General features: G+C 62.7%; 18 protein-coding genes. 8 read left to right on the plus strand and 10 right to left on the minus strand.

The window, feature by feature from the left end:
* Positions 1-37: 37 nt before the first annotated feature.
* From P3T22_RS14600 to P3T22_RS14625, 6 genes are all read right to left on the minus strand, one after another.
* Positions 38-916: a class I fructose-bisphosphate aldolase gene (locus P3T22_RS14600; protein ID WP_429325312.1), complete on the minus strand. Its 879-nt coding sequence runs from the start codon at positions 914-916 to the stop codon at positions 38-40.
* Positions 917-1,021: 105 nt separating this feature from the next.
* Positions 1,022-2,599 carry a hypothetical protein gene (locus P3T22_RS14605; RefSeq protein ID WP_429325313.1) on the minus strand — a complete coding sequence of 526 codons (1,578 nt, stop codon included), beginning with the start codon at positions 2,597-2,599 and terminating at the stop codon, positions 1,022-1,024.
* An 8-nt stretch (positions 2,600-2,607) separates the two neighbouring features.
* Positions 2,608-3,711, minus strand: a complete 1,104-nt coding sequence (locus tag P3T22_RS14610; RefSeq protein ID WP_429325314.1) for an NAD-dependent epimerase/dehydratase family protein — start codon at positions 3,709-3,711, stop codon at positions 2,608-2,610.
* A gap of 69 nt (positions 3,712-3,780) precedes the next feature.
* Positions 3,781-5,028: a 3-dehydroquinate synthase II gene (locus P3T22_RS14615; RefSeq protein ID WP_429325315.1), complete on the minus strand. Its 1,248-nt coding sequence runs from the start codon at positions 5,026-5,028 to the stop codon at positions 3,781-3,783.
* Between the two features lie 261 nt (positions 5,029-5,289).
* Complete coding sequence (locus P3T22_RS14620; RefSeq protein WP_429325397.1) at positions 5,290-5,418, minus strand: hypothetical protein; 129 nt, start codon at positions 5,416-5,418, stop codon at positions 5,290-5,292.
* Positions 5,419-5,921: 503 nt separating this feature from the next.
* Positions 5,922-6,365 carry a MarR family winged helix-turn-helix transcriptional regulator gene (locus P3T22_RS14625; RefSeq protein ID WP_063497275.1) on the minus strand — a complete coding sequence of 148 codons (444 nt, stop codon included), beginning with the start codon at positions 6,363-6,365 and terminating at the stop codon, positions 5,922-5,924.
* 147 nt (positions 6,366-6,512) lie between these two features.
* Here P3T22_RS14625 and P3T22_RS14630 point away from each other — a divergent pair, with 147 nt between their 5' ends.
* Positions 6,513-8,051, plus strand: a complete 1,539-nt coding sequence (locus P3T22_RS14630; RefSeq protein WP_063497276.1) for a DHA2 family efflux MFS transporter permease subunit — start codon at positions 6,513-6,515, stop codon at positions 8,049-8,051.
* Between the two features lie 50 nt (positions 8,052-8,101).
* Here the strand turns inward: P3T22_RS14630 and P3T22_RS14635 are convergent, their stop codons facing one another.
* A complete protein-coding gene (locus P3T22_RS14635; RefSeq protein WP_236720963.1) occupies positions 8,102-8,809 on the minus strand; it encodes a FadR/GntR family transcriptional regulator in 708 nt (235 codons plus the stop codon).
* Positions 8,810-9,188: 379 nt separating this feature from the next.
* Between P3T22_RS14635 and dgoD the strand changes: the two genes are divergently transcribed.
* The 3 genes from dgoD (at position 9,189) to P3T22_RS14650 (ending at position 11,151) form a co-directional block, all read left to right on the plus strand.
* Positions 9,189-10,337, plus strand: a complete 1,149-nt coding sequence (dgoD, locus tag P3T22_RS14640) for a galactonate dehydratase (RefSeq protein ID WP_429325316.1) — start codon at positions 9,189-9,191, stop codon at positions 10,335-10,337.
* 254 nt (positions 10,338-10,591) lie between these two features.
* Entirely contained in the window at positions 10,592-10,894 is a 303-nt protein-coding gene (locus tag P3T22_RS14645) for a hypothetical protein (protein WP_063497279.1), read from the plus strand.
* Positions 10,891-11,151: a YodC family protein gene (locus P3T22_RS14650; RefSeq protein WP_429325317.1), complete on the plus strand. Its 261-nt coding sequence runs from the start codon at positions 10,891-10,893 to the stop codon at positions 11,149-11,151. Before P3T22_RS14645 ends, P3T22_RS14650 begins: the two co-directional genes overlap by 4 nt.
* Positions 11,152-11,232: 81 nt before the next feature.
* Here P3T22_RS14650 and P3T22_RS14655 read toward each other — a convergent pair whose 3' ends face one another.
* Both P3T22_RS14655 and copC read right to left on the minus strand, forming a co-directional pair.
* Entirely contained in the window at positions 11,233-12,162 is a 930-nt protein-coding gene (locus P3T22_RS14655; protein WP_429325318.1) for a CopD family protein, read from the minus strand.
* Complete coding sequence (copC, locus tag P3T22_RS14660; RefSeq protein ID WP_063497281.1) at positions 12,159-12,536, minus strand: copper homeostasis periplasmic binding protein CopC; 378 nt, start codon at positions 12,534-12,536, stop codon at positions 12,159-12,161. Before copC ends, P3T22_RS14655 begins: the two co-directional genes overlap by 4 nt.
* 368 nt (positions 12,537-12,904) lie before the next feature.
* On the opposite strand from copC, the gene P3T22_RS14665 reads away from it, so the two are divergent.
* The 4 genes from P3T22_RS14665 (at position 12,905) to P3T22_RS14680 (ending at position 17,521) form a co-directional block, all read left to right on the plus strand.
* On the plus strand, positions 12,905-13,636 hold the full coding sequence (locus P3T22_RS14665) for a c-type cytochrome (RefSeq protein ID WP_063497282.1): 732 nt from the start codon (positions 12,905-12,907) through the stop codon (positions 13,634-13,636).
* 21 nt (positions 13,637-13,657) lie between these two features.
* On the plus strand, positions 13,658-14,956 hold the full coding sequence (locus tag P3T22_RS14670) for a c-type cytochrome (protein WP_063497283.1): 1,299 nt from the start codon (positions 13,658-13,660) through the stop codon (positions 14,954-14,956).
* A gap of 122 nt (positions 14,957-15,078) precedes the next feature.
* Positions 15,079-15,699: a PAQR family membrane homeostasis protein TrhA gene (trhA, locus tag P3T22_RS14675; RefSeq protein ID WP_063497284.1), complete on the plus strand. Its 621-nt coding sequence runs from the start codon at positions 15,079-15,081 to the stop codon at positions 15,697-15,699.
* 244 nt (positions 15,700-15,943) lie between these two features.
* Positions 15,944-17,521: a DEAD/DEAH box helicase gene (locus tag P3T22_RS14680; RefSeq protein ID WP_063497285.1), complete on the plus strand. Its 1,578-nt coding sequence runs from the start codon at positions 15,944-15,946 to the stop codon at positions 17,519-17,521.
* A 38-nt stretch (positions 17,522-17,559) separates the two neighbouring features.
* On the opposite strand, the gene P3T22_RS14685 is transcribed toward P3T22_RS14680, so the two are convergent.
* Positions 17,560-18,084 (minus strand): pyridoxamine 5'-phosphate oxidase family protein, encoded by a 525-nt coding sequence (locus tag P3T22_RS14685; RefSeq protein ID WP_063497286.1) that lies wholly within the window; start codon positions 18,082-18,084, stop codon positions 17,560-17,562.
* Positions 18,085-18,118 lie beyond the last annotated feature (34 nt).

Genomic DNA, 18,118 nt, shown 5'->3' on the forward strand with positions numbered 1-18,118 from the left:
ATACGCTACCTTCATCGACGCTGGCTAGCGCGGTTCGTTACGTCGTTATGGCGCAGGCCGGCTCCTTAACCGGCTTGCACAGCCCGTGCGGTTCGAAATGCGGTCGCAACTCGCCCGGAAATCGTCGCGCCCCGTCGGGCTCACCGCATGCGGTACGCGTAGTACGCAACGCGTCGCGCAGTTCCGCCAGAATGCTGCACGGATCATCGTGCTGGAACACATTACGGCCGACGCACAAACCCGCCCCGCCGTACTGCACGATCGCGCGCGCCAGTTCAACCAACTGCGCATCCGACTTGCGCTCGCCACCTGCGAACACGACGCTCGTGTGCGATTGCACGCCGTCAATCAACTCGGCGATCGCGGAGAGGTCATCGGGAACGCCGAGCTTGATTGCATCGACTCCCATTTCGACCGCCGCACGAACGAAATGGCGCATCCGTCTCATACGCTCGCTCGCGTTACCGGTACCCGTCTTGTCATAGAGCATCGCGAGCACCGGCAGCCCGAACTGATGCGCATCGTCGATCACGCGGCCGAGCAATCGCAGGTTGGAGCCCGTGTTCGCCGGCAAAAAATTGGTTTGCACCGAAACCGCATCGGCACCCAGCCGCATTGACGCCTCAACTGATGTCAGCAGACGCTTCCGGTCAGGCTGTTCGTCAAGGGACAGCGCACCGTTCAGATGAATCATCATTCCGCCGCTGGTCACAAGCCCCAGGCGTTCCGCGAGTCCCTTGTGCACGACGACCCCCGTTTGCAAGCCCCGCGACACCCAGCCAACCAGGTCTTCGAGACGTGCGATACCGCGTACAGGGCCGATCGTCAGACCGTGGTCGATCGGCACGATCAGTGCGGATCCGCTTTGCGGATCGACAAACCGCGACCAGCGTCGCTTGCGTGCAATGTAGGTCATCCGTGTTCCTTACCTGGTAATTCCAATGTGAAAGATCAGTCGTGGCGACACGTCCACGGGCCGTTCAACTGCCGCCGAGCACCACCGATGCACGGCCAACCGGCGCTACCCGCGGCGTTCGACACTCCGTGCCTCGCGGGCTGAGCCAGGCAACACTGCAGGTTCGGCACCGTCGAGGCTATCCAGCAGGCGTCTGAGTTCGGCGCAGTACGGCCCCATGAACTGAGTACTGAAATCGTCGAATGCGGAGCGCCGGAAGACTGCGTCAAACTGCAGCCGTCCGTTCACAGTCGGCGTATAAAGAATGAAGTCGTATGGCTCTACCAGACATCCAAAGCCGACGTAGCTGGAAGGCGCACGCGCGCGTGCGGGGCCTTCGACGCACGCGTCCAGTTTCCTCATATCCGCGCGAATCAGGCCGGGGTTTGAAACGCACGCGTTAGTCCCCTGTGCGCGGCGCACTATGGCGCGTGTCAGAGGATAGAGGACGGGAATCTTGAGCAGCAGCACAAGCCATTCGAGCCGGCCCAGTTCCAGTTGCAAGGCCGCCTGTTCGCGCGCGCGTTGCACAGCACCATGCACGTGCGCAAGCAACACCCTATCGGGCAGACCAGTGCGAATGCGTAGACCGGCGGGGACGAGGTAGTTGCGAAACGTGTCCGCGTAACGCGGATCCAGCGTTAGCCGCAAGCTGATCGCGCAAGTCACACGCGTGAAGCCGAGGCCCGTGCCGCCACGCTCAGTCAACCGCACCAGTGCCGTCGTCAAGAGCGTATTGAGCGTAACGCCCATGTGCTTCGCAATCCGCTTCGCCGTCGTTTCGAGTTCGCTGTCCACCACGCTGTGATAGAAATCGATTTGTGGCATTGGCGCACCAGTGAGCGCCGCACGTCGACTCGTGAAATTCCGATTGCGGCGAAGCAGATCGCCCGCGATGTTGAGCGCCGCGCGCGCCAGCCGGATTGCACGGGCACGCGGCGAATACCACTCGGGACGAATACGGTGAAGCGGCTCGAAGTCATGGATAGCTGGCGGCGCGGCTGGGACATCTGCATCTGCATCTGCATGTGCATGTGCATGTGCATGTGCATGTGCATGTGCATGTGCATGTGCATGTGCATGTGCATGCGCGTTGGCGTTGGCGTTGGCGTTGGCGTTGGCGTTGGCGTTGGCGTTGGCGTTGGCGTTGGCGCACACATATTCGTCCATGATGCGTTCGAGCAGCAAACAATCGCTGTGAGCATCGGCGACAGCGTGTGCGCTGCTTAGGTAGACGCACGACGTCGAAGCATCACGGCCCAGCACGAGATACAACTGAAATGGCGCGCGCCGCTTCCAATCGAGCCTGTTGAGCTCGTTCAATCTCATGAGCAGCGCGCGAAATCCCGCGTCGCCGAAATCGCATCGACCGTTCCAGCGATGGACACGCAGCGCGACGCTCCCCGCGTCCACATCGTGCGCCGCGCCAGGATCAGGCGGGTAGCCGGCGTGAAGCAACGGGAAGGCCCGTGCAGCACGCGTGACGGCGCCAGCGAGGCGTGCTGCGCACAACGTGCCGTCTAGAACGAGAATCTGGTTGGTATTGGTATTGTCGTAGCGAACCAATTCCGCAAATGCTTCGGTCAGCGCATCGACACGGTTGCCGCTAAACTGCGGCGCGGCGACGGGAGGCGGCGAAGACATGAGGACACTCACGCTTGCGTTTCCAACTGCCCTGCGACCGGAGGTATCTTGAGCGGCACCTCCGACCGGTACCAATCGACCAGGCGCGCGAGCAGGTCCTTGTCAACAGGCGTCGAACGCGATTCCCGCTTCAGTGCCGCATCGAGGCTCGTGCGGTTGAACGTCCAATCGGTGCTCGCAAACAGGCGATTCGCATCAATCGCACGATCAATACGCTGATCGTGCAGTGTCATCGGCGGTCCATGCGTCGCGCGTACGCCAGTCGTCTCGCTGATGATCGACAGGAGCTGCCGATTGTTCAGTTCGCGGCCACCGGAGCAATGGAACACCTCAAAAGCGGCACCCTGATTCTCACGCGACGTCAGTCCCGCCATGTCGTCGACGACGCGATCAACCGTCACGAGATCGGGCTTGACGTCGCCCGGCAGATTCAGCCGCGCGTGGGATGCCCCTGCGCGGCGCACGGCTTCGATTGCATCGACGAACATGTAGAAACCAAAACCATTGCGTCGGGCCCATCCAGTCTGCGCGTGACCGACAACGATCGTCGGCCGGAAAATGGCGACCGGCAGCGCTCCCTCCTGGTGCAGCACCGACAGCGACTGCTCCGCGCACCATTTCGTAACCTGATAGCTGTTCACGCAAGGATTGCCGACGTGCAATGTCTCGTCTGTATTACCGCCCCGGATGCCCGCAGTGTATGCGGTCGACACGTAGTAGAAGCGCTTGCAAGCGGGCGCGTGCGCAGCGACCTTCCGATATAGGTCCACGGTGCCGCACACGTTGGTTTGATACGCATGCGCAAGCTTGTTCGCCGAATAGCTCATCTCTGCAGCGCAATGCCAGACGGCGTCGGCCGCTTGCAGCGAGTCGGCGTCGAGCGCGTCAGCGAGCGGACCCTGCCCCGCGTCGAACGTTACCAAGCGATCGCGGATAGCAGCACCAAGGTCAAGTCCGCAGCCGGCGGCCGCTTCACGCACGGCCGTTTCGGTGCGGCAGCCATCCTGATCATTGCGGGACACCGCGAGCACGGTCGCGCCGCGGGATAACAAGGTTGCAGCAAGTGCGCTGCCGACAAAGCCGGTGGCACCAGTCAAAATTATCTTATTCATTCTGCATTCCTACATTAACGGCGCACCAAGATATGTATGCGATGCTCAGCGAGCAAGTCGGCGAAACAATCAGACTTCGATGATGTGCTCGTCGACCTTGACGCCGACATGGCGACCCGGCTGCGTCGTGAATCCCAGCACGCGATCGCCGGGGCGCAGTTCGGTCACGTGGCGGGGTAACGCCTGATCTGAAAAGACGCGCACATGCCAGTCGTCCTGCATGACGATGTTGACGTTCTCGCCGCCGTCGAACGTCACTTCTATCAGGATCAGCGGACGGATCTCCGTCTTGACGCGTCCCACGTAAATCTGCCGCGTGCGGCCCGACGCATTGACCGCGGTGATCTGCGAGCCTGCCTTGAGTTCGCTGATATAGCTGGTCCGGTCGCTTGCATGAAAGACGTAGCTGTGTACTGAAGCTGCGTTGATGCGGAACGGACGGAGTTCCATATAGGGAAGATGGAAGACTTCCGGGCAGCACAACAGTCCGCCCGTCGACGTGGACCCTACCAACAGGCCCTCGTCGGGTTCGAACATGTGCGTTGTGTCAATACAAGCCCGATAGCCAAGGCCGAGATGACGCGTCGCCCTCACCACACCCGTCTGAACACGCATGGGCGGGTTGCGGACCGCATCGAGCTTTGCGACGAAGGCGTCGAACTGCGCCACGTCGGTGAAACTCGCCACTACGCCGTCGCTTCCGAGTTCCAGCACCCCAAGCGCGATCACCGCGTCGTCGACATCCGCGCCGACTTCCTTGAGGAGACGCGCCGGTTGGGTGTGCAACTCGGCGATCACCAGTTCGAGTGGAATGTTGGTCGGATCTTTAAACGACACCATCACGCAATCGTGATGGACACCATGGCGGAACGAGTCGCCCAGCGAGCGCGCATCGTTGACATGCGTACGGAAGCAGGTCGACCAGCCCGAATCGGCGGCTTGTGCCAATAGCTGGATATCGGCGCTCGACACGATGCTCCTGGCTTCGCCCTCTTGCGCCTCAGCGAAGAAACCGGCCGCCTGCGCCAACTGCCAATCGGCCGCGTCGGCACAAGCGACGACGCGCGTCGTGGTCGGCGGAAAGCGATCGGCAAACGTGCTCCAGTTATTCGGATAAAGGACTACGCCATTGAAACCGCTCTCAATGATCTTGCCGATGATCTCTTCGCGTTGCACGTCGGTCAGGTTTTCGAGTGCACGCGTGTCATACCAAAGTGCGATGCTTTCCGCATCATGCAGTGCCGAAACGGATTGCTGCCGCTTGCGTCCCTTGGACGGCGCGTTGACGGACGGCTTCTGCATTGCTTCCTGATTCATGGTTGCTCTCTACGGTTGCCTTCTACTACATTTAAAATATTTTATAGACCTAATTAATTTCATAACAACCTCTATCGACGAAAATCATCGACGAGTCCATTGTGTAGTTTTTTGTCACAAGACGAACGATGGTAAATCGTCGCATTACATAACTTCCGTTACCGGTATGCAGAACCGCTATATCAGAGTGGCAACGCTCTGCGCGCCCCCGTCCGGTAAATCCAATCTTCTGAAACGGATCGAATAACGCTATTGCCCTGGCTAACCCGCTATGCCCATTGCCGGATCGCTGACGCTGTCCTTACCCGTTGCGACACGGCCTGCAAAACGCCGCGAGAAACCACCTGCCTCGGCAAGCGTGAAGTCGTACCAGCGCACTCTGCTGCGCATGCTGAGCGTCCGCCAGGGCTCTGCTCGAGTATCTGGTGAACGCCTTTCGCCGCCACAAATACAGACACCCCCTCGTCGATGTAGCCCGGCATCGTCAATACCCTCGACTCGCCGAGTGCGAATGAGGTCGCTGCCTGTAATGCCGGTGGTAACGCGTCAAACAATTGCCGTGTCGCCGCCGGGTCACTGCCCAGATTCCCCGCCACCGCAGCCGGCCAAGTCAGCAGCGAAGGTGAGCGAGATCGTTTTTGCCGAGATGATTTTCATCCCCAACTCCCCCGACCAGGTCGGTCGGCTTGCAGGCCGTCTGCACCGCGCGCAACTGCCTGTGGTGACTGAGCGTCCCGGCTGAGCGGAAGTAGCACCTGCCCGGCAGGAACTGCAGGGAGTGAAAGATCGACTGACACCCTGCCTACTCATGTTGGCAGGTCAAGGACGGTCTTCAGCGTGGTCCAATGCCGCAACCACGGGTAAATACGAACATCAGCGCGATGTCAGCGGGTTCAGCGATCCACCAGCCGGCTGAGATTACCGCGCACCCGTTGCAGCAGTGCGATGAGCTGCTTCGCTTCTTCGTCGGTAAAGCCGTTCAGCGCTTCGAGCGCGATTTCATCGCCCACTTTGCGTGCCTTGCCAAGCGTGCGCTCGGCCTTCGGCGTCATACGCACCTGGCGCTCGCGGCGATCCTGCGGATTGGCCGTGCGCTCGATCCAGCCGCCCTCTTCCATGCGGTCCAGCAGACGTCCCGCCGAAATCGGCGCGACTTCGAGCAGGTCCGCGAGCCGCGCCTGGTTGATGTCGCCGTAATGGGCGAGGTTGGCCAGCACGCGGCACTGCGCGCGTGTCAGATCGACCGATGACTTCGCTAGATCGTCGAAACGCTTGCCTGTCAGGCGGCCGACGTCGGAAATCAGAAAGCCGAAACGCTCTTCGAGTTGGATGCTCATACGCGGATTATACGAAAGGCCTTCGTTTGTCATCGTCGGAATGGGTGTAAGCAAGCGCAATTCAGGCTCCGCATAATTCCTGGTGGGCGCATGCGCATGCAGCCGATATACTAAGCATGCTTACTATATCGAAGATCCCGCTCGCCCATGTCCTCCGACTCCCCGCCGACGAGCGCCGCCGTCCCGCTCAACCGGCCGATGATCACCGTCTCGATCATGCTCGCGACACTGATCCAGACGCTCGACAGCACCATCGCCAATGTCGCGCTGCCGCACATGCAGGGTACGCTGTCCGCGTCGCAGGATGAGATCACGTGGGTGCTGACCTCGTATATCGTCGCGGCCGCGATCGCCACGCCTTTGACCGGCTGGCTGTCCGACCGGCTGAGCGTCAAGCGGTTGCTGATCTTTGCGATCGGCGGCTTCACGGTGGCCTCGGCGCTGTGCGGGTTGTCGGAAACGCTGACGCAGATCGTCGCGTCGCGTTTGCTGCAGGGGATTTTCGGGGCCTCGCTGGTGCCACTGTCGCAGTCGATCCTGCTCGACATCAATCCGCGCGAAAAGCAGGGCCAGGCGATGGCGGTGTGGGGCATGGGCGTGATGGTCGGGCCGATTCTCGGGCCGACGCTCGGCGGCTGGCTCACCGATAGCTATAACTGGCGCTGGGTGTTTTTCATCAACGTGCCGATCGGCGCGTTTGCGCTGTTCGGCGTGGCCACCTTCCTGCCGGCGCGTGAACCGAAACACGACGCCAAGTTTGACGCATTCGGCTTTGCCACCCTGGGTCTTGCCATCGGCGCGCTGCAGGCGATGCTCGACCGCGGCGAGCAGCTCGACTGGTTCGGCTCGCATGAGATCGTCATCGAAGCGATGGTCGCGGCGCTCAGCTTCGCGTTCTTCCTCGTGCATACCGCGACGGTCGGCAAGCAATCGTTCTTCAAATATGAGTTGCTGAAGGACCCGAACTTCGCCACCGGCACGTTCTTCATTTTCGTGATCGGCGCGGTGATGTATGCGACGCGCGCCTTGCTGCCACCGATGCTGCAGAACCTGATGAACTATCCGGTCGCGACGACGGGTCTCGTCACGGCGCCGAGCGGCGCGGGGACCATGGTCGCGATGCTGTTTGCGGGGCGGCTGTCGAAGCGGGTCGACGCGCGGCTGTTGCTGCTCGCCGGCTTCCTGATCTCCGCGTTCGCGCTGTGGCAGATGATGCATTACACGATCGTGCTGTCGGCGTCGGATATCGTCTGGCCTGGCGTAATCCAGGGTTTTGGCCTGGGCCTTGTGTTTGTGCCATTGAGCGCGCTGACCTTCTCCACGTTGACGCCTGAACTGCGTGCGGACGGCACCGCGACGTACAGCCTGATGCGCAATATCGGCAGCAGTATCGGCATTTCGATCGTGCAGACGCTGATAACGCGCAACACGCAGGTTTCGCATGCTGACCTCGCCGCGAACATCACACCGTTCAATCCGGCGATCCAGCCCATGCTCAACAGCGGTTCGAATTACGACCTGGCGGCGCTGAACGCGTCGATTACGCAGCAGGCTTCGATGATCGCCTATCTGAACGACTTCAAGCTGATGTTCCTGGCCACGCTGCTGGTCATTCCGCTGGTGCTGTTGATCCGCCCGGCGCGCCAGGCGCCGGATGCGTCAATGGCGCATGCGGCGATGGATTGAGCACGATGATGGATGGGTCAAGCAGGAGCGGCGGCGCACTCGCGTCACACTCACCCTTCGATTCTTCCGCGCGTCACGCTCAGCAAGCCTGCCATCGCTTCTCGCGCCGCCACCGCGTCACGGTCGCGGATCGCTTCGAACACCGCCGTGTGCTCGGCCAGCGATGCGTTGAACACGTCCGCGCGTTTCGCATTCAGGCGTAGCTGTGCTTCCAGCGTGCGCTCGATCAGCGTACCGAGCGGAATCAGCAATTCGTTGCTGCAGGCCGTCAGCACGCTCAGATGGAACTGCAGATCGGCGCGGACCCATTCATCGACATTGCGCGCCGCGACCATCGACGCATGGGCTGCCGCCAGCGCATTGAAGGTGTCGTCCGTGTGCGAGGCCGCTGCCAGACCTGCGGCGTACGGCTCGATCATCTCGCGCATTTCCTGCAGCTTGAGCGCGAACGCCATCGGCTCCGCGACGCGCGAGTACCAGTCGAGCACATCGGCATCGAGCAGATTCCACGCGTGCTTCGGCCGTACGCGGGTGCCGACCCGCGGACGCGATTCGATCAGCCCTTTCGACGTCAGCGTACGCAGCGCCTCGCGCAACACCGTCCGGCTCACGCCGAAGGTATCCATCAACTCCGCCTCGCGCGGCAGGATCGAGTCGGGCGCGTAGTCGCCGCGCAGAATCGCGGTCGCCAGCAGATGGGCGACGCGCCCATGCAGATCGTGCTGAATAGCTTTCTCCCAGCAGCCTCTCGGCGCTATTGATATCGGAACGACCGCGATTATCCGGCATCCCGACCTGCCGACCTATGGCTTCGGCACCGTTCCGGCGTTGGTCATGCTCGGCCGCGACCTCGCCGTTGCCGTTGCCGTTGCCGTCGCCGTCGCCCGTCGCCCGTCGCCCGTCGCCCGTTGCCCGTTGCCCGTTGCCCGTTGCCCGTTGCCCGTTGCCCGTTGCCCGTTGCCCGTTGCCCGGCGCCCGGCGAGTATCCAGCAGCCCCGGCCAACATCTGGACCAACACCCGGCCACTATTTGACGAATAGTACTATTAATAGTACTTAATCGCGCTTTTGTTGTAGCATGTGAATCCTCGAAATCGCCCGCACACGCAGGCACTCAAGCCGCAAGGAGACGCACGCCATGAAAATCACGAAGCTCGAAACCTTCATCGTTCCACCGCGCTGGTGCTTCCTGAAGATCGAGACCGACGCAGGCATCGTCGGGTGGGGCGAACCCGTGGTGGAAGGCCGCGCGCATACCGTGGCGGCTGCCGTCGAGGAACTATCCGACTATCTGATCGGCAAAAACCCGCTACTGATCGAAGATCACTGGCAGGTGATGTATCGCGCGGGCTTCTACCGCGGCGGCCCGATCACGATGAGCGCGATCGCAGGCGTCGACCAGGCGCTGTGGGACATCTTGGGCAAGCATCACGGCGTGCCGGTTCATGCGCTGCTGGGCGGCCAACTGCGCGACAAGATCAAGGTGTATTCGTGGATCGGCGGCGACCGTCCGAGCGATGTTGCGAACAATGCGCGCGCCGTGGTCGAACGCGGCTTCAAGGCGGTGAAGATGAACGGCTCGGAAGAGTTGCAGATCATCGACACCTTCGACAAGGTGCAAGGCGTCATCGACAACGTCGCCGCCGTGCGCGAAGCGGTTGGGCCGAACATCGGCATCGGCGTGGACTTCCACGGCCGCGTGCATAAGCCGATGGCAAAGGTGCTGGCCAAGGAGCTCGACCCGTACAAGCTGCTCTTCATCGAAGAGCCAGTGCTGTCGGAAAACGCGGAAGCCTTGCGCGACATCGTCAACCAGACCAACACGCCGATCGCCTTGGGCGAACGCCTGTATTCGCGCTGGGACTTCAAGCACATCCTGTCGGGCGGCTACGTCGACATCATCCAGCCGGACGCATCGCACGCGGGCGGGATTACCGAGTGCCGCAAGATCGCGGCGATGGCCGAGGCGTACGACGTCGCGCTCGCCCTGCACTGCCCGCTTGGCCCGATCGCTTTGGCCACCTGCCTGCAGATCGACGCGGTGAGCTACAACGCGTTCATCCAGGAACAGAGCCTTGGCATTCACTACAACCAGGGCAACGACCTGCTCGACTACATCAAGAACCCCGAAGTCTTCAAATACGAAGACGGCTTCGTGTCGATTCCACAAGGCCCGGGGCTCGGTATCGAAGTGAACGAAGATAAGGTGCGCGAGATGGCGAAGATCGGCCACCGCTGGCGCAACCCGGTGTGGCGCCATGAGGATGGCAGCGTCGCGGAGTGGTAATTGCGTGACAGCTTGATGTGTCACGGCTGACCGGCGCGCACGTTACGCCAGACGTAGCACGCGCCGTCTCAGTTACGTTACACCGCGGACCGAAACTGCCGGAACACGCGCTTCGCGGCGCTTTCCCAGCCCTGCGACATCGCCCGCAAAACTTTATCCAGAAAGGCTTTCACGCCGTTGGTTCGGCACCGGACATACGCATGGCCCGCTCCTTGCTCAAATGCATGCAAACGACACATGCATCGGGGAACATCATGGGCGAATTCCTGCCAGACTATCTGCTCCGCGAACAGGCCGCCGTCGGCGCGCTGGTGGTGTTCGGCGTGCTTCGCATCATCGGCGCGATGCTCGCCTATGAACGCGGCTGGCGCATCTCCGTGGTCGAAAAGTGCTTTGTCGCGGCCGCGGTACTGTACTGCCTGCCGCAGCTCTCCGATCTGCTGACGCATATGGTCGGCTCGCATGCCGCAGGCGCGGAACTGGAAGGCAAAGCAGCGGGCTGCGCGATCGCGCTCTTCTGCGCGCCGATTCTCGGACATCGGCTCGGCCTCGAATGATCGGGCTCATCGAACGGATGCTCACCATGCGACTGGGAAAGAAACCTGCGAGGCCCACGAAACCCGCCTACTGCGCCGGCGACGTCCTGACGCTCAAGTCCGGCGGACGTCCAATGACGGCCACCTGGACCGGGCCGGTGCTGTTTGCGCCGGGCAACGGGCTGATCTGCCAGTGGTTCGGCAACGACGGCGAACTGCAGCAGGAGATGTTTCCGGAAGAGACACTGGAACGGGCGCGCAACGCGCTCGCGGCCTAGAGGGCAGTAACGGATCAGCCGGCGACCGCCGGGCGACCGTGTGTGTTGCGCCGCACGTTTTTACTGTGCGGCGCTTTTTTCTCAGCCCAACGCGGCAAATGCCGGCACGCTGTGCGACAACACGGCCGCTGCGACGAACACGCCAATCATCGCCAGAGCTTCCAGATACAGCACGTTGACGAAGGTATGCGCGTCCATCGTCGAGGCCGTGCGGCGCAAGCGCGGCAGCGCCGAGAAACGGTTGAGTCCGCCGAGCACCAGTGCGAGTGCGATCAGCGTAAGCTTCAGCGTCAGCACGTGGCCCCACGTGCTCGTCTCGATCGCTTCGAACGAGCCGCCCGAACCACGCACGGCATTGAAGACGCCCGTCAGCAATACCAGCCCGACCGCCACCAGCGATACGTTCGACACCTGCGTCGCCGTGCGGATCAGCATCCCACGAGCGGTCGACATGCCCAGCGCGGGCAATACCGCGAGCCCCGCCGCCATCGCCAGGCCGCCCCAGACGCCCGTGACCAGCACGTGCAGCGTCTGCATGCCGAGCGCCGCCGAGACCGGGCCGGCATCTGCCGCGTGGCCGAGCGACGCCTTGCCCGCCGCAATCGCGATCACCGCGAGCCACAGCAGCGCATTGCGCAGCATGCCCGTATGACCGGCCATGGCCGTGCCCAGCAACACCAGCGCGCCGGCGAACGCCACGCTCCAGCCATAACCGACATGGGTTTGCGTCAATACGGACGGCACCACGCCGATAGCCGCCGGCAACGCCACGCCGCTCATCGACGCCGCCTGATACAGCAGCCAGCCGAGATCCGCGAGCACCAGCACGACGCTAGCCGTCAGCATCGACCGTTGCGCGCGCAGCCAGGCGGGCCGCGCAGGGTTGATCTTGGCCTGCGCATCCTTAGCGAGCCACGCGCCGAGCAAGGCCGAACCGACGGCAAACGCAAACGCGACATTCATGAGCGCGGCCATGGCGACCTGCCCGATCCACAGTCCGTCCATGGTCATTTGACGATGAACGCGAAGTCGCCTTGCGTACGATGGCCGTCCGTGGCAACCGCCGTCCAGTGCACCCCGTAGCGGCCGGCCGCCAACTGCGGCAACGCCAGATGCATCACTTTTGCATCACTTTTGTCGACTTGCGACGCGGCCAGCGCGGCGGGCTTGCCGCTCGCGTCGCTCAGTTCAAGCTTGCTGAAAGCCGGCTCGAGCGGCTCAGTGAAATGGATCGTCACTTCGGTGACGGCGGCCACTTCGGCGTTCGCCGCCGGCTCGCTCGACACCAGATGCGCATGCGCAAACGCCGTGGACGTCATGACCAGCGCGGCGGCGCCGAACGTCAACGCACGCAGCGCCGGACGGGAAAAATTGAATAGCTTCATGTAAGGCCGATAGCTTATGGAAAATAGAACGGTGGACATTGAGCCAGGGGCGTGGGCATCGGACAGACGCCAGCGCGCCCGGAAGTGTACGCTTCGATGGTCGGCGTGCGCGTCGGTTCAACCCGCTTTGTCATGCAAGCCTGCAAGAGCAGCACTTGCGCCCGCGATTCCTCGGACAAAATCGGGATGGCCGGCCCACTTGCCAGGCGGCGGCGCGCGACAAACTGTCGCATAGCTGTGACACACGGAACCTTCTCTAATGTGGCAAATAGTCACCATCACCCTTCGATGATAGAATTCCGCGTCGTCGCAGCGCCGGCTGCCCTTCACACCGAGCCGCCCGAAGTTCGGTCAGGTCCCCGATTTTGATGGAGTTACGCGTGTCTTCAAGACGCATTTTCCGCCCGTTGCTCGCCCTTCTGCTGATCGGCTCCGCGGGTGTCTATAGCGCTGCGAAAGCGCAGACTCAACCGAAGGCCCCCGATACGATGGAAGCGCGCGTGCAAGGCTGTACGGCCTGTCACGGCTCGCATGGCCAAGGTACCGACAACGACTACTTCCCGCGTCTGGCGGGCAAGCCGGCCGACTATCTGTACAACCAGCTACAGAATTTCCGCGAGGGGCGCCGCAAGTACCCGCCGATGAACTACCTCGTCACGTATCTTTCTGACGACTACCTTCATCAAATCGCCACGTACTTCTCGCAGCAACGCCCGCCGTACCCCACGCCGGCCAAGCCGACCGTGTCGGCGGCCATCGTTGCGCGCGGCGAGCAGATCGTGCTGCACGGCGACGCATCGAAACAGATTCCGGCTTGCGCGGCCTGCCACGGCAAGGCGCTGACCGGCATGGAACCCGCTATCCCGGGTCTGGTCGGTTTGCATGCTGATTACATCAGCGCGCAGTTGGGCGCATGGCGTTCGGGCTCGCGTCATGCCATCGCACCGGATTGCATGCACACCATCGCCACGCGTCTGACTGATGACGATGTGAACGCCGTCGCTGCATGGCTTTCCACGCAAACGGCCCCACAAAACCCCGTGCCGGCTCCGGCCCGCTCGATGAAGACTCCGCTTGCCTGCGGCAGCGAACCGCAATAAGGCACCGGGAGAGACACTCAAATGAAACGCAAGTCTTTGTTCGCCCTCTCGGCAGTCGTGGTCGTTGCGGCAGCCGCACTCGTTCCCGTCCTGTGGTCGGGCGGCGACAACCTGCATAACGGCACGGCTATGGCGGCAACGCCCGCCGACGAGGCCGCGCTGATCAAGAAGGGCGAGTACCTCGCCCGCGCCGGCGACTGTATCGCCTGCCACACGGTGCGCGGCGGCAAGCAGTTCGCCGGCGGCCTGCCGATGGCTACGCCGTTCGGCACGATGTTCACGCCGAACATCACGCCTGACGACCAGTACGGTATCGGCAAGTGGACGCAGGACGACTTCTACCGCGCGATGCACACGGGCCGCTCGAAAGACGGCAGCCTGCTGTACCCGGGCTTCCCGTTCACGAGCTACACGAAGGTCACGCGCGCCGACTCGGACGCGATCTACGCGTACCTGCGCTCGGTTACGCCGGTCAATGTGCCGAGCCGTCCGCACGAACTGAAATTCCCGTTCAACCAGCGCAACATGCTGATCGGCTGGCGCACGCTGTTCTTCCGCGAAGGCGAGTACAAGGCTGATCCGACCAAGTCGGTCGAATGGAACCGTGGCGCGTACCTGATCGAAGGCCTCGGCCACTGCGGCATGTGCCACACGTCGATCAACGCCATGGGTGGCCCGGTCAGCTCGGCGGCATTCGCCGGCGGCTTGATCCCGCTGCAAAACTGGTATGCGCCGTCGTTGACGTCGAACAAGGAAGCCGGCCTCGGCGACTGGGAAACCAAAGATATCGCCGATCTGCTGAAGACCGGTGTGTCGAACCGCGGCGCGGTGTTCGGTCCGATGGCTGAAGTGGTTCACAACAGCCTGCAGTACATGTCGGACGAAGACATCAACGCAATGGCCACGTACCTGAAGACGATTCCGCAGAAGAGCGAAGCGCCGGAACCGCTGCAGCTCGAAACCTCGGAAAAGTTCGGCGGCGAACTGTTGAAGCAAGGTCAGAAGATCTACGCTGACAACTGCGCGAAGTGTCACGCGGAAAATGGCCTCGGCATGCCGCCGTCCTTCCCGCCGCTGGCGAACAACCAGTCGATCCAGATGCCGTCGGCGGTCAATCCGATCCGTATGGTGCTGAACGGCGGTTACCCGCCGAGCACCGACTCCAATCCGCATCCGTACGGCATGCCGCCGTTTGCCCAGGCACTGTCGAACACGGAAGTGGCAGCCGTCGTGACGTACATTCGTATGTCCTGGGGCAACCACGGTACGGCTGTGTCGCCGCAGCAAGTGTCCGATCTGCGTTCGGCGCCGCTCGACTAAGCAGCGTCAGACGCACCTGGGGCGCGGCCTGCGAAATAACGCGGCCGCGCCCTTCGTTTTTTCAGGACCGGTATCATGTGGGTGGTATAAACCCTAATGAAACCGCGCAGGAGGAAAGAGCCGTGCATGTCGGCGAGCGTTTCAACAGCATTACCCACCTCGTCGGCGCCGTGCTGTCGGTGGCGGGGCTGGCTACGCTCGTGACAATGGGCGCGCTCGACGGCGACGCGTACAAGGTGGTGAGTTTCAGTGTCTACGGCGCGATGCTGTTCGTGCTGTATGCTATCTCGACGCTTTACCACAGCGTGCGCAACCCGCGTGTCAAAGCGGTTCTGCAAAAATGCGACCATTCGGCGATCTACCTGTTGATCGCCGGCAGCTACACCCCGTTCGCGCTTGTCACCTTGCGCGGACCGTGGGGCTGGTCGCTATTCGGCGTAAGCTGGGGGCTCGCCGCTCTCGGCATCGTGCAGGAACTGACGCTCGGGCGACGCACCCGCAGCGTTTCGATGGTGCTGTATGTATTGATGGGATGGCTCGCGCTCGTTGCCGTCCGCCCGCTGGTTCAAGCTTTACCAGCAGCGGGTACCGCCTGGCTCGTGGCCGGCGGGATCATCTACAGCGCCGGTATCTACTTCTTCATCAACGACGAGCGCATCCGGCACGGACATGGTATCTGGCACCTGTTCGTACTGGCGGGCAGTCTGTGTCAATTCGTCAGTGTTGCGCGCTACGTCGCGTGACATCCCACGGCGGCGAAATGCAACTTAAGGCCAGTCAACGTGTCTGCATAGCGCGTTGAAGCATTCGGCACGCATTTGAGCGTGCCGCCGATTTCTCTGCGAACGGAACTGGGCTTTGGCCTCGAATGCGCCATGCCGGTGTGTTCATGCCGTGCTTGTACCAGCTTGTACCCGCCTGGGCCCGCTTTGGACCCAATTGGTGCCGCCTGGCGCCGTCCGCGAAACTGCATTGCAAAGAGCATTTATGTCTTTTGATTCCCTCGGCTTGTCCGAACCGTTGGTCCGCGCCGTACACGAACTCGGCTACACCACCCCGACTCCGATCCAGACGCAAGCGATCCCCGCCGTGCTCAACGGCGGCGACCTGCTGGCCGGCGCGCAGACTGGCACCGGCAAGACCGCCGGCTTCACGCTGCCGATCCTGCAGCGTCTGAATACCATGCCCGCTGTCACCACGGCGTCGGGCAAGCGCGTCGTGCGCGCGCTGATCCTCACGCCGACGCGCGAGCTGGCCGCCCAGGTCGAAGAAAGCGTGCGCGCCTACGGCAAGTATCTGAAGCTGAAGTCGACCGTGATGTTCGGCGGCGTCGGCATCAATCCGCAGATCGGCGCGCTGCGCAGCGGCGTGGACATCGTCGTCGCAACGCCGGGCCGTTTGCTCGACCACATGCAGCAGAAGACCATCGACCTGTCGCATCTCGAGATTCTCGTGCTGGACGAAGCCGACCGCATGCTCGACATGGGCTTCATCCACGACATCAAGCGCGTGCTCGCGAAGTTGCCGCCGAAGCGTCAGAACCTGCTGTTCTCGGCCACCTTCTCCGACGAGATCAAGACGCTCGCCGACAACCTGCTCGACTCGCCGGCGCTGATCGAAGTCGCCCGCCGCAACACGACGGCTGAACTGGTCGCGCAAAAGATTCACCCGGTTGACCGCGATAAGAAGCGTGAGCTGCTCACGCACCTCATCAAGCAACACAACTGGTTCCAGGTACTGGTGTTCACGCGCACGAAGCACGGCGCGAACCGCCTTGCCGAACAGCTGACGAAAGACGGCATCAGCGCACTGGCGATTCACGGCAACAAGAGCCAGTCGGCCCGTACCCGTGCGCTCGCCGAGTTCAAGGACGCCACGCTGCAAGTGCTGGTCGCGACCGACATCGCCGCACGCGGCATCGATATCGATCAGCTGCCGCACGTGGTCAACTACGATTTGCCGAACGTGCCGGAAGATTACGTGCACCGCATCGGCCGCACCGGTCGTGCAGGCGCATCGGGCGAAGCGATTTCGCTGGTGTGCGTCGACGAACTGCAACTGCTGAAGGACATCGAGAAGCTGATCAAGCGTCAGGTGCCGCAGGAAGTGATCGCCGGTTTCGAGCCGGATCCGACTGCGAAGCCGGAACCGATTCTGCGCCGTGGCCAGGGTGGTGGCGGCGGTGGCAATCGTCAGCCGCGCCAAAGCCAGGGTGCGCCGAAGCGCGAGGGTGGCCAGCGTGACGGCGGCCGCCGCGATGGGGCGTCGTCTGCAAAGCCGGCGCAGCGTTCGGGTCAGCGTCCGGCGAATGGTCAGCAGCAGCCGAAGCCGCAAGGTGCAAAACCGGCCGGCAACGGCGGCCAGCCGCGCCGCGACGGCCAGCGTCATGACGGTCAGCCGCGTGCAGCGGCGCACGAAGGCAGCGCCGCGCAGCATGCGCCGCGCAAGCCGCAGGGTGCAAAGCCGCAAGGCGGCAATCCGGGGGCCTTGCTGGGCGGCGCGAAGACGCGCAACGACGCGCCGCGTGGCGGCCAGCCGACGCGCAGCGGCCAGCGCGGCCGTTAAGCGTTAAGCGCTGCCTGCTCGCTGGCCGTAGTCCCAGACTAATGGCTAGCCGCAGCGGCAGCCTGCTTCAGGTGCTCGATCTGCCGTTCCCATCGATCGAGCACCGCCTCCCCTTCCGCTTCCAGCTCAAACGTGATGCCGCTTGTCAGGCGCGCATAACGCACGCTCTGCGCCTCCCCTGTGTCGATCGAGCCGATCAGGTACACGAGGCCGCTGTCGTCGCCTGTCACGCCCGCTAGCGGCGTCCAGCGCAACTGCACCTGATAGAACGTCTCCTCGCAGACGAACGTCAGTGCGGCCCGTCCGTTTTGCGCGATCACGCGCGCCGCCCGGGCCTGCGGCCACAATGCTATGCACAGCGAGCGCGAGTCAGGCGCGTACAACTCGCCGACGCCGAGCAGCGACGTGCGCACGTGGCCGTTCGCATCGACAGTGAGCAGCGACGCGGTGAACCCCGTCTTGCTCGCCAGCGACGAACCGTCGAATAACGTGCGGACGGCGTCAGGCCATTCGTCGAACACGTTCTGTTCGAGCGCACGCTCGGGTGAAGGAAAATCGCTCATCGTATCGATCCGGTCAGAAACAGGTTGCGAGGGT

Source organism: Paraburkholderia sp. GAS348 (assembly GCF_050434205.1).
Classification (GTDB): domain Bacteria; phylum Pseudomonadota; class Gammaproteobacteria; order Burkholderiales; family Burkholderiaceae; genus Paraburkholderia.